The sequence below is a fragment of the Pirellulales bacterium genome (assembly GCA_036499395.1).
Taxonomy (GTDB): Bacteria; Planctomycetota; Planctomycetia; order Pirellulales; family JACPPG01; genus JACPPG01.
Genome location: DASYDW010000129.1, coordinates 71,747 through 87,091 on the forward strand (window position 1 = coordinate 71,747; position 15,345 = coordinate 87,091).

The 15,345-nt window shown below is 61.1% G+C and carries 13 protein-coding genes; 9 read left to right on the forward strand and 4 right to left on the reverse strand.

Translation table 11 applies throughout. From position 1 onward, the window contains the following. Positions 1-25: 25 nt before the first annotated feature. From VGN12_25780 to VGN12_25790, 3 genes are all read right to left on the reverse strand, one after another. Complete coding sequence (locus VGN12_25780; protein ID HEY4312887.1) at positions 26-346, reverse strand: hypothetical protein; 321 nt, start codon at positions 344-346, stop codon at positions 26-28. A gap of 66 nt (positions 347-412) precedes the next feature. Further along, positions 413-988: an SMC-Scp complex subunit ScpB gene (scpB, locus tag VGN12_25785; GenBank protein HEY4312888.1), complete on the reverse strand. Its 576-nt coding sequence runs from the start codon at positions 986-988 to the stop codon at positions 413-415. A gap of 463 nt (positions 989-1,451) precedes the next feature. Then, the gene (locus VGN12_25790; protein ID HEY4312889.1) at positions 1,452-2,147 is read right to left on the reverse strand and encodes a hypothetical protein; all 696 of its coding nucleotides are present in this window, start codon (positions 2,145-2,147) and stop codon (positions 1,452-1,454) included. Between the two features lie 246 nt (positions 2,148-2,393). On the opposite strand from VGN12_25790, the gene VGN12_25795 reads away from it, so the two are divergent. The 7 genes from VGN12_25795 (at position 2,394) to VGN12_25825 (ending at position 10,891) form a co-directional block, all read left to right on the forward strand. Then, positions 2,394-3,605: a cysteine desulfurase family protein gene (locus tag VGN12_25795; protein ID HEY4312890.1), complete on the forward strand. Its 1,212-nt coding sequence runs from the start codon at positions 2,394-2,396 to the stop codon at positions 3,603-3,605. A 54-nt stretch (positions 3,606-3,659) separates the two neighbouring features. Then, positions 3,660-4,739, forward strand: a complete 1,080-nt coding sequence (locus VGN12_25800; protein ID HEY4312891.1) for a DnaA/Hda family protein — start codon at positions 3,660-3,662, stop codon at positions 4,737-4,739. A 441-nt stretch (positions 4,740-5,180) separates the two neighbouring features. Beyond that, positions 5,181-6,296 (forward strand): DNA polymerase III subunit beta, encoded by a 1,116-nt coding sequence (gene dnaN / locus VGN12_25805; GenBank protein ID HEY4312892.1) that lies wholly within the window; start codon positions 5,181-5,183, stop codon positions 6,294-6,296. 61 nt (positions 6,297-6,357) lie between these two features. After that, positions 6,358-6,663 (forward strand): DUF721 domain-containing protein, encoded by a 306-nt coding sequence (locus tag VGN12_25810; protein HEY4312893.1) that lies wholly within the window; start codon positions 6,358-6,360, stop codon positions 6,661-6,663. Between the two features lie 107 nt (positions 6,664-6,770). Continuing rightward, entirely contained in the window at positions 6,771-9,311 is a 2,541-nt protein-coding gene (locus VGN12_25815; GenBank protein ID HEY4312894.1) for a DNA gyrase subunit B, read from the forward strand. Positions 9,312-9,384: 73 nt separating this feature from the next. Continuing rightward, positions 9,385-10,302: a nucleotidyltransferase family protein gene (locus VGN12_25820; GenBank protein ID HEY4312895.1), complete on the forward strand. Its 918-nt coding sequence runs from the start codon at positions 9,385-9,387 to the stop codon at positions 10,300-10,302. Positions 10,303-10,489: 187 nt separating this feature from the next. Continuing rightward, positions 10,490-10,891 carry a hypothetical protein gene (locus VGN12_25825; protein ID HEY4312896.1) on the forward strand — a complete coding sequence of 134 codons (402 nt, stop codon included), beginning with the start codon at positions 10,490-10,492 and terminating at the stop codon, positions 10,889-10,891. Positions 10,892-11,060: 169 nt separating this feature from the next. Here the strand turns inward: VGN12_25825 and VGN12_25830 are convergent, their stop codons facing one another. Beyond that, positions 11,061-12,011, reverse strand: a complete 951-nt coding sequence (locus VGN12_25830) for a site-specific DNA-methyltransferase (protein HEY4312897.1) — start codon at positions 12,009-12,011, stop codon at positions 11,061-11,063. A gap of 333 nt (positions 12,012-12,344) precedes the next feature. On the opposite strand from VGN12_25830, the gene VGN12_25835 reads away from it, so the two are divergent. Beyond that, the gene (locus tag VGN12_25835; protein ID HEY4312898.1) at positions 12,345-13,832 is read left to right on the forward strand and encodes an HD domain-containing phosphohydrolase; all 1,488 of its coding nucleotides are present in this window, start codon (positions 12,345-12,347) and stop codon (positions 13,830-13,832) included. Between the two features lie 394 nt (positions 13,833-14,226). Beyond that, on the forward strand, positions 14,227-15,327 hold the full coding sequence (locus VGN12_25840) for a DUF6666 family protein (GenBank protein ID HEY4312899.1): 1,101 nt from the start codon (positions 14,227-14,229) through the stop codon (positions 15,325-15,327). The last annotated feature ends 18 nt before the right edge of the window (positions 15,328-15,345 follow it).

A 15,345-nucleotide genomic window follows, 5' to 3' on the forward strand; every position in this document is an offset into this window, starting at 1 on the left:
ACGCGAGACCAGGCTACCGAGTGCGTTACTCGTCGTCTTCCCACTCCTCTTCTTCCTCTTCTTCCTCTTCGTCATCATCGTCGTCGTCGTCCTCGTCTTCATCCCAGTCGTCGTCCTCGTCCTCTTCTTCGTCTTCCCAATCTTCATCGTCGTCGTCGTCGACTTCTTCCCAGTCGTCGTCGTCTTCATCTAGGTCGTCGTCCTCGTCCTCTTCTTCTTCATCGTCGTCGTCTTCGTCTTCGTCATCATCGTCGTCGAGCTCTTCGTCCTCGTCATCGAGCTCCTCGTCGTCTTCGACTTTCTTCTTGGCCGCGCGCACAGCAAGAAGATCGGACATGGCCGACAAGGACAGCCAATCCGTTTCGAATTCGTGCTCGAGGGAAATCGTCACGTGTGTTGCTCCTCTTTCAAGTCAAAAAGTAGGTCCGGGTAAATCCTGATCCCGGCCGGCGCCGGGGATAACTTCACTTGTCGTTGACAGGTTCGCCGCCGCCGGACGCAATTGCTGCGCCCGGGGCAAATCATCCAGGTGCCGCAGTCCGAACGTCCGCAGGAACCGTGGAGTCGTACCATACAAAAATGGACGCCCCAAGTCATGCGATTTGCCGACGATACGTACTAGATCGCGATCCATCAACTGACGTAGCATTTCGCCGCACTGCACGCCGCGAATCGACTCCACCTCGGCGCGCAATACCGGCTGCCGGTACGCAACCACCGCCAGGGTCTCAAGCGCAGGGCTCGACAGCCTGATCCCACATCCCCAGGGATGCAACCGACGTAACCACCCCCCGAACGATTGGTGGGTCATTAGTTGCCATCCCCCCGCCACTTCTTCGACGCGAAACGGCGAGCCGTCGCGAAGGTACGCTTCGTTCAGCCGCCGCACCAGGGTCCGCGCTTGGGTGGGATCGGCCAGCCCGGCCGCCTGAGAGAGGCGCCGATTCGTAATCGGTTCGTTTGAGATCAATAACACAGCTTCGACCATCGCCGTCGCATGATTCCTGCGGCCGGAAACTCTTGGCGAGACGGCGGGACTTTCGCCGGTCGACGCAGGCAACCGTGATCGCCGAACTGGGGGGTTCCAAGCGTGCGTCGTGCGCGGCTGATAGCGCAGTGCTACGCTACGAAGCAAACTGCCGACTGTGGGGCGAGACGATACCATCGGTCGTTACGAACAGCGCTTGCGGATTGGGGGTATCGCGGCCAGCAAAATCTTCCGTCAATCAGGCAAACCGGACTGCTGCGCGCAGCCACATCGTCATGCGCCACCGACGATGCTTCAGGAGCGTGATTCCGCGCGGGGCATGCTTTCGTAAAGCCCGCCTCTGGCCCAACTTCCTGTGCGTCCTTGCCGCCAAAATATGCCGAGGGATGGGCTTCTGGCAAGCCCTGATCGGCCGGCCGGTTGAATTTCGTCATTCAACCACAGGCGTTAGACCCGCGCCAGCTTAGGGAGTCGCGCCCGCGCGATACTGCTCGACCTGATCCAGCACTTTGCGCATGGCGCGTAGCGGCTCGACATCGGTGCCGTCGAATTGTCGCGTCTGTTTCGGGTTGTTTTCCATCGCAACTTTGCAATGGAACCGGTACATCTGACCGGCATTTCCCCACGTTTCCAACAAGTAGTACGTGGCCCCCAGTTCGCGCAAGCGGCGCTCGATGGCGTGAAATCCCTCGCTGGCCGCACGCGGATCACGGGCAGCATTCGCAGCCGGTTGAGGCACAGCGAATTGCGGCGCCGACCCGGCCATGGGCGCGGGAGCCGCATCGAACTGGGCGGTCCGCGCGTGCTCGTCAGGGGGTCGGTTGGCGCCCCCCGCACTATGCTGTTCGTGTGAAGCGGCCGAAATAGCCCCCGGCGCCCATAGGGATCCGGTGCCATCCAGGCCGCGCGGCGGAACGGCCGCCGCAGCGTCGGGCGCGCTTGTTTCCGTCGGAGTGCTGAAAATCGGTGCGTCGCCGCCTCGGGTGCGCGGATCGTTCGACTCTTTCTTCTCTCCCACGAAGCGCGTAATGCCGCGCCCTTGGATCAACGAGTCGAAGAACTGGGGCAACGAAGAACCGAAGATGGCAGTCAATGGGACCACGACCAGGCAGACCAACATCACCAGCGCGCGAAGCGTCACAACAGCCGACGATTGCATGGCAGCCTGGCGTCTCCCTGGCCTACTGCTTGCCTCATGGCCGAAAGGCCGCGCGCAAGACGTGTCTGGATATGCCCCAAACGCACCGATCACCCCGAAAAGTGGGCGGATAATACAAGCCAGCCGCAACGAGGGGCAATGGCAATCAGGGGGACTCCGCGACGGGCCGGCGCATTCCCACTTCACGCGAGCGACTAGAGCCGTGGCAGCACCGTTGCGACGACCACGTTCGGCTATAATTAAGCCATGTCGGTAGCGCCGCAACATATCTATCTTGACCATAATGCCACGACCCCCTTGTTGCCGCAGGCCGCGGCGACGATCGTGGCGGTCTACGATTCGGCCGTGGCGAATCCGGCGAGCCAGCATTGGGCGGGACGCAAAGCGCGACAGCTTCTTGAGGATGCGCGCGATGCGATTGCCACTCTCGTCGGTGCCCGCTGCGACACCGCCCGGGCCGATCGCGTCGTCTTCACCTCGGGCGGTACCGAAGCGAATAACCTGTCCCTTCTCGGCCTGGCCGGCCAGGTGCCGGGACATCTGATCGTTTCGGCCATCGAGCACCCCTGCGTCCTCGGGCCGGCCGACGAGCTGCGCCGGCGCGGCTGGACCGTGGACCTTCTGCCCGTCACCTCGGACGGCATCACCCGGGTCGAAGCGCTGCTCGACCTGCTGCGCCCCGACACCCGGCTGGTCAGCTTGATGCTGGCGAATAACGAAACCGGCGTAGTGCAGCCGGTTGCACAGGCGGCCGCGATTTGCGCCGAGCGCGGCATTCCCCTGCACACTGACGCGGCCCAAGCGATCGGCAAGATCGGCGTCGACTTCGGCGCCCTGGGGGCCGCCGCGATGACCACGAGCGCGCATAAGTTCGGCGGACCGCCGGGCATCGGCGCTCTCGTCCTGCGTCACGATGTGACGCTCGCTCCGCTGCTGCACGGCGGCCATCAACAGGCAGGTCTCCGCCCGGGCACCGAACCAGTGGCCCTCGCCGCCGGAATGCAGGCCGCCTTGGAGTTCCGCCAGGCGAACATGGCAAATACCGCCGGCCAATGGACCGCGCTGCGCGACGAATTCGAGGTCACGCTACGCGCCGGCTGGCCGGACTTGGTCGTTAATGGTGCGGGTGCCGTAAGATTGCCGCAAACCAGCAACGTCTCGTTTCCCGGTCTGGACCGGCAGGCGTTGGTCATGGCGCTCGACTTGGCGGGGGTCAGTTGCTCCACGGGTTCGGCCTGTGCCAGCGGCTCGTCCGAACCGTCGCCAACGCTGCTGGCGATGGATTGTCCGCGCGACGTTTTCGAGAGCGCGCTGCGCTTCAGTTGGGGAGCGTCGAGCACAGCCGTCGAGACGGCCGAGGCGGCCCGGCGCATCTTGAAGATTTGCAATGAGTTGCGAGGCAAAAAATTGGGCAAAAAATCCCCCCCGACGGTCGCCGACAGGGGGCAAATTTGGTAGATTGACGGCTTGTTTTTCGGCGACAATTTTCGCGTTGGAATAAGCCACTTGAACGTGCCTGACCGCCCCCTGGTGACACCGCTCTCCGAGGGGAGTTTTGCGCTGGCATTGTCCAACGGCACGACCTGGGCCAGCCGGTTTTTCCTGGGCACGGAAGGCGCACTTTTACGGTGCGCGCTCGACGATTTTCTCGGCCGCGACACGACGCCATACCAGCCGCTAGTGCTGCACGGCGCGGCCGGCCTGGGGAAGTCGCATCTGGCACATGGCATCGCTCGGCGATTCGCCGCGCAACATCCTGCATTGTCGGTGGTTTGCGAAACCGGTGCCGACTTCGCGCGCGGCTACGCGACGGCCGTCGAAACGCACGACATCCTCCCCTGGCGCGAAGCATTCCGCGGGGCGGCGCTATTGGTGATCGACAATCTCGACGAGCTCACCGGCAAGTCCGCAGCGCAGATTGAGTTTTTGCACACAATCGATGCACTCGCAGACGCGGGGGGCCGGCTATTGGTTACGGCGCGCACCATCCCGACGCGCATCCCGCACCTGCTGCCAGGTTTGGTAAGCCGACTTTCCGCGGGATTGACCGTTGCGTTAACAAAACCTGGTCCAGCAGCGCGCAGCGTGGCGCTTGAGGCGATATCTCGTGCGATGGACATTTCGCTAACTGATGACGCGTTACGGCTGCTCGCCCGTGATCTGGACGTCACGATGCCCGAGTTGGCCGGCGCATTGCACGAACTAACAGCGCCCACGAACACCGCTTCTGCTCACGCACCAGCGGCGTTGATCGATCATGCCCGGGCCGTGGCGTTTCTCACCGGCCGTCCGGCGGCGCGTCCGGTGCCGCTGGGTGATATCGCGGCGCGCACGGCGCGGCACTATGCCTTGGCGGTAGCGGATTTGCGCGGCCCCTCGCAGCGGCAAAATATCGCCCGAGCCCGAGCCGTGGCGATGTTCATCGCGCGGCAATTGACCGACAAAAGCCTGGGGGCGGTGGGAAAATATTTCGGCGGCCGCGATCATACGACCGTATTGCACGGCTGCCGTAAGACCGAAGAGCTAATGGCGCGCGATGCCGAGCTGCGCCAGACGGTGCATGATTTACGGACCGCACTCCGTGGAGATTGAACGAACATCCTACGTGGTGGAAAACACGTCGAGAGTTGTCGACAGTACGAAGCAGTAAAGGCGCGCCGTGAAATCAGGGAGGGGGGCATTGCTCGAACTGTCGACATCTTGCGTGCAACTTGGCAACGGCTATCGACGGCCACTCGACAGATTTTAAACAGGCGTGAGTCGCCATCGCGTCGCAACAAAATCAACGGCCAGCACGGCTTAGGCAGGGACGGAGAAAGTTATCAACGCCAAGGGGCGAAGCATTCCTACTACTGTCACTAAAAAAATAACTAAATAGGAAAAGCACTCCCTCGACAAGCTCATTCGATTACCGGGCTCGTGACTCGGAATGCGAGCCAACGTCGAGTAGTGTCCCACCAGCCTAAGACAGCAAATAACGATTCTTTTGAAAAACGGATTTCAGGACCTACCCGTCAGGAGCGCGGGACTCAAATGAAGCTGACATGTGATCGCGAAAAGATGTTAACGGCGTTTCAAAGTGCGGCGGCCGTAGCCCCCACGCGCAGCCCCAAGCCGATTCTGCAAAACGTCAAGCTCGATGCCAGCAGCGCCGGAGGCATGGTGCTGGCCACGGATCTCGAAGTGGGGATCCGCGTCGAGGTGCCCGGCGTCACGGCCGAGGCTCCCGGTAGCGTCGTGTTGCCGATCCAGCGCTTTGGATCGATCTTGCGCGAAAGTGGCGATGCCGTGCTGCGAATCGAAACCGATGGTAATGGGGTCGTGGTCCGCGGCGAGCATAGCGAGTTCCGCTTGCCCGCCGAAAATCCGGCCGAGTTTCCCGCGATCGCCGACTTTAACGAGGCGAAGTATCACGTCGTACCGGCCCGCGTGTTATCGCAGATCATTCGCCGCACGACATTCGCCACCGATAACGAAAGCAGCCGCTACGCTCTGGGTGGCGTGCTCGTCGAGCTGAGCGCCGACAAGATCACGGCCGTCGGCACCGATGGACGCCGCCTGGCGATGATGGAAGCGCCGGCGCAAAGCGTGGGCGGCCACGCGACCGGCGACAACATGACGATCATCCCCGCCCGCAGCATGCACCTGATCGAAAAGATCCTCACCGAGCCGGATGCCGAGATTCATATCGCGGCCCGCGCCAACGAAGTGCTGGTGAAAAGTCCGCGTGCCATGCTTTACACTCGGCTGGTAGAGGGGCGTTTTCCCAAGTGGCGCGACGTATTTCCCAAGCGGCCGGACGCGGTCAAGATCGAGCTGTCGGTCGGCCCACTCCACTCCGCGGTGCGACAGGCTGCGATCGTGACGAGCGAAGAAAGCCGTGGCGTTGATTTCACCTTCGGTCAGGGAAAGCTGGTATTAGCAGGCCGCGCGCCGGAAGTCGGTCAATCGCGGGTCGAGTTGCCAATCGCCTACGACGGTGCGGCCGTGTCGATCAGCCTGGATCCACGTTTCTTCAACGACTTTCTCAAAGTGCTCGAGGCCGAGGCGACCTTCACGCTCGAGCTGAAGGATGCCGAGAGTGCGGCCGTGTGCCATACCGGCGACGGTTACTCGTATGTGATCATGCCGCTGGCGCGCGATCGGTAACCAGTCCGACAATAGCGAAACAAAGCAGGGGTAGTGACGAAAAGGAACGCGGTGAAAAGCGGTGTCGACCGGACGGCCTCAAAAAATCGCGAATGTGCTTGCCGATCTGATGGCACGTCGCGGTTACGCGCGCCAGCAATCGACCGCCGATCTGGCCGCCGTCTGGCAGGAAGCAGCCGGAGAATTAGTGGCGCAACACAGTCGAGTGGGATTGGTCCGGCAGGGACGGTTAGAGGTGACCGTGGCCCATTCGGCGCTGGTCCAGGAGCTAACCTTTCAAAAGGCGGCAATCCTCGCGCACCTGCAAAAAAAACTACCTCAGGAACATATTGCCGACCTGCGTTTTCGGGTCGGTCCCACGGAGTAACGAGCTGAGAATCTAGGGCATCAAAGCCTTGCCGAGACGCATCGGTCAATGAGGACCATCGCTCGACGGCTTCGAACATGCCCCCTGAAAGGATAAGCAATAGCGCTATGTCAGACGAACCCGCATCGAACTCGCCCGACAAGGATGACGTTGTTGGCGACATGCCGGAATATCGCAAGGTCGAATCCGAATACGGCGCCGAGCAGCTCGAACATCTCAGCGATCTCGAGCACGTTCGCGAACGGCCCAGCATGTACATCGGCGATACGGGCGCCCGCGGATTGCATCACCTGGTGTACGAAGTCGTCGACAACTCGATCGACGAGGCGATGGCCGGCCACGCTCACACGGTGAGCGTTACGATCAACATCGATGGCTCGGTAACGGTCGAGGATGACGGCCGCGGTGTCCCCGTCGAGATGCACTCGGACCTGGGCTTTTCCACGCTGCAGGGCGTGATGACCGTGCTCAAGTTCGGCGGCAAGTTCTCGAAGGGGGCTTACCAGACCTCGGGCGGTTTGCACGGCGTCGGTGTCACCGTCGTCAACTTCCTCTCGGAATGGTGCGAGGTGGAAGTGCGCCGCAACGGGCATGTCTATCAGCAGGAATACGAGCGCGGCGAACCGACGACCGAGGTCCGCCGCATCGGCACCACCGACAAGGTGGGCACCAAGACCACGTTCAAGCCCGACTCGCAAATCTTCGGCACGCAAAAATTCGTCTACAACACGCTCTATAAGCGGTTGCAGGAATTGGCGTTCCTCAACCGCGGTGTGCGCATCACGTTCACCGATCAGCGCACCGAAGAAGGGGACTCGTTCCAGTACAAGCGCGGCATCATCGAGTTCGTTGCGCATCTGAACCGTGCCACCGAGCCGCTGCACGCCGAGGTGGTCTACATCGCTGGCGACTACGATGGCGTCGGCCTCGAGGTCGCGCTGCAGTACTCCTCGGAATACACCGAGAACGTCCACTCCTACGTCAACAACATCGCCACCACCGAAGGAGGCACGCACCTCTCCGGCTTCCGCACGGCGCTCACGCGCACGTTGAACTCCTACGGCAAAAAGGAGAATCTGTTCAAGGACCTGGCCCCCACGGGCGAGGATTTCCGTGAAGGGCTCACGGCCGTCATCTCGCTGCGCGTTCCGGAACCGCAATTCGAAGGGCAAACCAAGACCAAGCTCGGCAACAGCGAGGTCGAAGGGATCGTCAATTCGGCGGTGGGTGATTTCCTCAATCGCTTCTTAGAAGAGAACCCCAAGACCGCCAAGATCATCGCGCAAAAAGGTTTGCTGGCCGCCGAGGCGCGCGAGAGCGCCCGCAAGGCCCGACTGATGGTGCGCGAACGCAAGGGCGCCCTCACCGGCGGCGGCCTGCCCGGCAAGCTGCGCGACTGCTCGAGCCGCGATGTCGAGCGATGCGAGCTGTACCTGGTCGAAGGTGATTCGGCCGGTGGCAGCGCCGAAGGTGGCCGTCTGCGCGAATTCCAGGCCATCCTGCCGCTGCGCGGCAAGATCATCAACGCCTTCAAATCGCGCGAAGACAAAGTGCTGGCCAACGAAGAAGTCCGCAGCATCATCGCCGCGATCGGCTCGGGCATCGGCGACGAAATGAACCTCGCCAAGCGCCGCTACAACAAGATCGTGATCATGACCGATGCCGATGTCGACGGCTCGCACATTCGCACGCTGTTGCTCACGTTCTTCTATCGCCAGATGTATCCGCTGGTGAAAGGGGGGCATGTCTTCGTCGCCCAGCCCCCGCTGTTCCGCGTTAAAACCAAGAAGGAAACCTACTACGTCCAAAGCGACGAAGAGATGCGCGGCCAGTTGCTCGAGCAGGGGCAACAGGACGCCGTCTTCGAACCGGGCGATGATCGCAAGATCGGCGGCGCAGAGATGACCAAGCTCTGCCGCACGCTGGCCACGCTCGAAGAGTCGCTCGTGGCGCTCGAGCGACGCGGTATCAGCCTGCGTCAGCACGCCGTGCGACAGGATCCGGTCAGCGGCCGACTGCCGATGTATCACGTCTACCTGGGCACGGGCGAATATTGGTTCGCCGCGCGCGAAGAGCTCGACAAGTTCGTCGCCGAACGCGAAGCGGCCAGCGGCAAGGAGCTGACCGTTACCGACCTGCCGGCCGCCAAGGGTCCGCGCCCTTACGGCGGTGAAGCGGTCGACGGCGCGGCCGGGCATACCAACGGGGACGCCGCGCACCGGCTGCACATCGTGGAGCTGCACGAGGTCCGCTCGATCAATAAGGCGCTCGCTGACCTGGCCGCGATGGGCTTCGACATTCAGTCGTTGATTCCCCAGGAACGAACCGGCACCGAGGAGCCGCGTTACATCCTGCGTCGCGGCGAAAGCGAGATCGGCATCGAGGATCTGCGCAGCCTGCTCTCGGCCGTCCGCTCGGCCGGCGAACGCGGCCTGACGATCACACGATTCAAAGGCCTGGGCGAAATGAACGCCGAAGAGCTGCGCGATACCACATTGGATCCCGCCAACCGGACGCTCTTGCAAGTGCGGATGGACGACGTCTCAGGCGCGGACGAACTATTCCGCATCCTGATGGGCGATAAAGTCGAACCCCGCCGCGAATTCATCGAGAAACACGCCCTGGAAGTGCGGAATCTGGATGTGTAATTGGAAATAGCTGATGGGTGAACAATAATGGATTATATCCACGGCCGCGTTTTTCGACCCGCGAGGCGCTTAGGTGGTTGATTCAACAAGTAAGCCGGACGTTGGAACCTCTCCGCCAACCGCATTTGAAGTGCGGCTAGCAGCCGATCCGAGGTGGGCTTTGAGTGAGGGCAGCCAATTCTTTGAGGGCACAGGTGCTGTTCAAAAAGCCCTTCGCAAAATATGCAAGCGGCTTAACGAACTTGGTGTTCCTTACGCTGTTGTCGGCGGCATGGCCCTGTTTCAGCATGGCTATCGGCGATTTACCGAAGATGTTGACATCCTTGTCACCCGTGAAGGCCTTAAGACCATTCATAAGGCGCTTGAAGGTTTAGGGTACAAACGTCCCTTCGAGAAGAGTAAGAATCTGCGTGACACCGAAGAAGGGGTCAAGATCGAGTTTCTTTTGACAGGTAGTTACCCTGGCGATGGAAAGCCGCAACAGGTGCAGTTTCCGGACCCGGCATCAGTCACCGTTGAGCAGGACGGCGTCAAGTTCTTAAACTTGCCCACCTTAGTCGAGTTGAAGCTGGCATCGGGTATGACCGGTTCCGATCGCATAAAGGATTTGGCTGACGTCCAGGAACTCATCAAGTTGCTCACGTTGCCCGAAGACTTCGCTATTCAACTGAGCGAGTCCGTCCGGGCCAAGTATGCGGAATTATGGCGCGACGTTCATCGCCGCCAGAAGCGCTATGTGACGACATGGCGCAATAAATTTCTGACGACCGAAGCGAAGTCGCTCGACGAGATGATTGCGATACTTCGCGATGCGGCAGAACAGTTAGATGCGATGCGCACCGATGGCGTTTTCTTGGATCCTGACGGGGGAACTGCGGACGATTACGCGACTCTTGTGACGACCGATCCAGAGATCGCGAAGAAATATGGAATGGAAGACGAGTCAGAACTTTGGGAAGAGAATGAGGAAGATAACGACGCAGCCGAATGAAGGCCCTAAAACTGGGTTTACGGTGTCGCGCTATTCTTCATCGCGCAAAGTTTGCTTGACAGGGCGTCGGTCGTTCTGAAAGAATTGATTTGGTTGTCGTGAGACGACCGGCTTGGCGGAGTGATCCGCGAAAGCCCTTCTACCCTTTTTAGCCGTTGTGGCTGGCTGTGAAGCCAAAGGAGCCGATATGGCCAAGAGTTCCAATGCCGACCCATTTAGTTCGGTTCCGGGAATCATCGAGCGTATAGAGAGCACTGGTGAAATCTTGGGCGACCGCGCGTCGCAATTGTCAAATATCATCGCCGCCATCGCGTCGCGACTTGACGCAACGTCAGGAAAAGTCGAAGCGCGTGCGCATCGCGACGGAATTACGGTTGCCTTCGAAAGGCGAAAGCGTTGGGGTTTGTGGTTAATTGAGGACGATTACGATGAACAAGAGCCGCACGACCTAACAACGGTTTCGATCGCGCAGAAAGCACAGGCTTTCCCAGTGCTCCTGATCCTTCTTCAAAGAATTGCCGAGCAGCAGGTTACGGAACTTGCCGAAGTGTCCTCTGCGCTATCATTGCTCACGTCGGAGGGCAAGTGAGATGCTTCCGACAAAATCGCGAGTTCGTTACCCGATGTGGGTACGCATTACCTGCTGCTTGGTGCCGGTTGGCTGCGTTCCGCTTGTGTTCGCAGCGGCAATGTGTGGTGTCGAAGTTGGCTGGACTGTGATGATGAGCGTCGTCGCGCTTGGCGGCTACGTTGTCCGATCAATCATTTGAGGAAACTCGCTCGCGCTTCCGGGCCTTCTTCGGCTGTGCGGCACGCTTTTTTGTCGCCCCATTTTTCGCCGCGCCGCTCTTCGGCGTGGCCGGCGCGCTCATCGTCGGCTCGGGCGCGCCATCTAGCGCGCCGCCGACTGTGATCGCGTCCAGCCGGGCTCGACCGCGAGTAATGTATTCGGCCGAAAGGTCGATGCCCATGTGGCGTCGACCCAGCTTCTTCGCCACGGCTACCGTCGTGGCGCTGCCGCTAAAGGGGTCGAGCACGATTTCCCCCTCTTGACTGCACAGGCGAATGATCCGCCCCAGCAGTTGCTCGGGCATTTGGCAGCCGTGAAAGCCGGCCCGCTCCTTGAACGTGCCCGCCACGCGCGGAACGTACCAGGTGTCCTCGCCGGTCGTGAAACACTCGGCCAGGTCCTGCGGGCGCAACACCCAGGTATCGTCGGGCAGTCGGCCGTTGGGATTCGCCCGATTGTCGGCGTAGACCAGTTGCCGTGCCGAGGGGACACGATTCTCGAGTTCGTCGGCGCGGAACGTGAATGTCGCGGGGTCCTTCACGAAGTAGAACAAGTGCGCGTGCGAACGGCTGAACTTGTTCTTGCAATTCACGCCGAACGTGTAATACCAAATTACCCAACTGCGAGTATGGAAGCCGATCTCCTGGCTCGCGATCTTCAACTCGGCTGCGTACTCATCGCCGATCGCCAACCAAAACGTGCCGTCCGGCTTCAGCACGCGATGCACCGCGCCGATCCACTTCTTCGACCAGTCGAGATAGTCGTGCGCTTCTTTCTTGTCCTCGTAGACGTCGTATTCGTAGCCGATGTTGAACGGAGGATCGGCAAACACCAGATCGACCGAACCGGCCGGCATCGATCGCATCCGCTCGATGCAATCCCCCTGCACGACGTCGTTGAGCCCTTTAAGTGAAGCCACGATTGCTCCTCCTGGCAGAAGATTCCTGGTCGAAAACCTGCGGCCGAAAACCTACCTTCGAGAGATTTCAAGCCGGCTCCTGTTGCGCGCAGCTTAGCGCCACACGACAGAATGCGCTAGTGAACATTCGATCATAGCGCCACGGACCAAATGCCGCAAGCGCGCGATTCTTCCCTCGCAGGAATGAGATCGCGGGGCCTGCGGAACGGTTCCGGTATCAATTATCCGGCTTGATTCGTTTCTGTGTCGTGCCAGACATCGCACAGTGCGGAAGTGACCTATGCTTCCCGAAGGCACTTCACCCGGCTTGGCAGCACTTCTGGAGCGCGTCGTATGGCGGAAGATTCCTCCTGCGTCACGGATACCTGCATCTCGTGCGTCGAGACCCAGGTCATTGACCGGCCTGTCTTCCATGTTCCCGCGTCGCCAGCGCAGATTCGTTTCTCCGAGATCATCTCGGCTCTTTCGGTCGCGCTCGATCTCACGCAAGGCAACCGGCAAGGGCATTCGATGCGCACGGCGCTCATCGGCATGCGACTGGCCGAGGAGTTGCAATTGCACGTGGCCGACCGCTCGGCATTGTTTTACGCGTTGTTGCTGAAGGATGTCGGCTGTTCGAGCAACGCGGCCAAAATTTCGTACCTGTTCGGCGCGGACGATCATCGTGTGAAGCGATCGATTCGCCTGACGAACTGGACCAATGCCGGCGAGAATCTGAAAAACTGCTGGCGGCAATGTGCCCCCGGGGGCGGCGCCCTCGACAAGCTCATGCAGATGGCGGCACTCGCCCGCAGCGGCATGAAGGGGGCGAAGCAATTGTCGCAAACGCGCTGCGAGCGCGGCGCCTCGATCGCGCGAATGTTGCACCTTCCCGAGCCCACCGCCCGCGCCATTCTCGACCTGGACGAGCATTGGGATGGTCGCGGTCATCCGCTGGGGCGAAAGCACGAAGAAATCTCACTGCTCGGACGGATCTGCTGCCTGGCGCAAACCGTCGAACTGTTCTGTACCGCGTATGGCCTGTCCGCGGCATTCGAAGTCGCGCGCGAGCGCCGCGGCAGTTGGTTCGATCCCGAGCTGGTCGATCTGTTGGGCACGCTCAAGTCCGACGAATCGTTCTGGTCACGGTTAACGACGCACGACTTGCCTGCGGAGCTAAGCCGTTGGGAACCTGCCGACGAGCAGCTTTTGGCGGACGATGCCTGCCTAGACCGGGTGGCCGAGGCGTTTGCCAACGTCGTCGATGCCAAATCGCCGTGGACCTATCAGCACTCGATTCGTGTGGCGGACATCGCGGTCGGCGTTGCCCGGCAATTCGCCTGCGGTGACGAGTTGCTGCGCGATTTGCGCCGCGCGGCGCTTTTGCACGACATTGGCAAGTTGGGCGTCTCGAACTTGATTCTCGACAAGCCTGGCAAGCCCGACGATCAGGAACTGGAGCAGATTCGCAAGCACCCCGATTACTCGCAGCAGATTCTACAGAAGGTCGCGGTCTTCGGCGGACTGGCCGAGATCGCGGGCGCCCATCACGAGCGTTTGGACGGTCGCGGCTACCACCGCCAGCTTTCCGAGAACGTGCTTCCCTGGATGACGCGCGTCCTGACCGTGGCCGACGTGTGCGAGGCGCTGACCGCGCGCCGCCCGTATCGCCGGGCGCTCGCCTGGCCGGAAGCTCGCGAGATCATGTTCGCCGATGCCGGCGCCGGCTTCGATCGCGAATGCTTGCAGGCCCTGGCTCGGTGGTACGACCGAGTCGAAATGCAATCGCGTGTCGACGAGCAATTGCAGGCCGTGGACCGGCTGTTGGCCGAGCTGCACTAATCCGCGCCACGGCAAACTCTTCCCGACCAGCACGTAACGAACCGAAATCCGTTAAGCCCTGCGGCCCGTGACGCGTATGCCGATGGCGGAAGCGGCAATCTTTGCCGAGGAAATATTCGCCAAACAGCCTGCTCCGGTCGATCCGAACCAGTGGCGTGCGCGGGGAGTGCTGCGCGCAAGCATAGCCTCGCGGGGTTAGGTCTTGTGCGTGCAACCGCACGCTCTGCTTAGAAGTCGGAAAAGGAAATCGCTCGGCTCAAATCGCGGCCGGCCACAATCGACCACTGCAGGGAGGCAGGTGGTGCGTCAAGAAATGGGCACGAGGCTCGCAGGTCTCGTTATCATCCTCGCTTTGTGCGTCAAGGATCGCGCTTTCGCGGACGCCGATACGTGCGTGCGCCTTCCCTCGCCTCTCACTGCACAGTCGCGCGCGAATGCCACCCCCTTAGCCGAGATCATCGGTCGCGAGTCGAATCCCACGCAGCAATCTTTCGTGCTGGTGCCTGCCTCGGCAGCGCAACCGAACAACGCGCAACTCGCGTCGTGCAATCTCGGCGAGGCCGTCGATCTCTCGTCGTGTGCCGAAGGAAACTGCGACGCTGGCCGCTGCGGCGAGTTGCCGGCCCGCTGCGACGATTGCCCAAACCATGTGTTCAATGGCTTCGTCAGCTACGACTCGTTCAAAGGGGTGCAAGACGGCGGTTGGCAGAACAACGGCGTTGTCGCCGGCTTCAACTTCGGCACCCGCCTGGCCGAGATCAGCGAGCTGACCGGCATCGGCTTTCAGATTGGTGCCAGCGTCGGCGCCTTCGATTGGTCGGGCACCAACTACCGGCTGATGAACCAGGACCAGGCCGAGACGCAAGGCTTTCTCACCTTCGGCTTCTTTCGTCACGCATTCGAATCGTCGCGCTGGACCGCGGCCTTGGTTAGCGACACGATGTACAACAACACCTTCGGCATCTTCGGCGCCAACCCGATGCTGATGCAGATGCGCGGGCAGCTCGGTTACTGCATCAGCGACAAGAACGAGTTCGGCATCTGGGGCACGTGGCGCACGCTGGGGCAAACGATAGACATTCCCACCGTCGGGCCGGTCCGCTGGCAGCCCGTGCAGCAGTTGAATGTTTACTGGCATCACAAGTGGGTGACGAACGGGCCCGACACCTGGTTCTGGATTGGACGGCCCGAACAGTCGCGCATTACGCGCGACGGCAGCCTGGGCGACTACCTGGCCGGCGTGGCCGGAAATGCGCCGCTCAACGATCGCATCAGCCTGTTCGCACTGGCGACCTACATGCATCCGTCGGCCGGGGCGGGCGCGGCCGGATCGATCGACGAAGCCTGGAATTTCACGATCGGCCTGGCGTTCTACCCGAAGCCCAACGCCCGGTCGAGCACCGTGGCCGGCCGTTGCTGGGCGCCGCTGGTGCCAGTGGCCAACAACGGTTACTTCCTGGTCGACACGAGCCGGAGCCAGTTCGGACCGATTTAGCCGTACCAAATGCGAGAC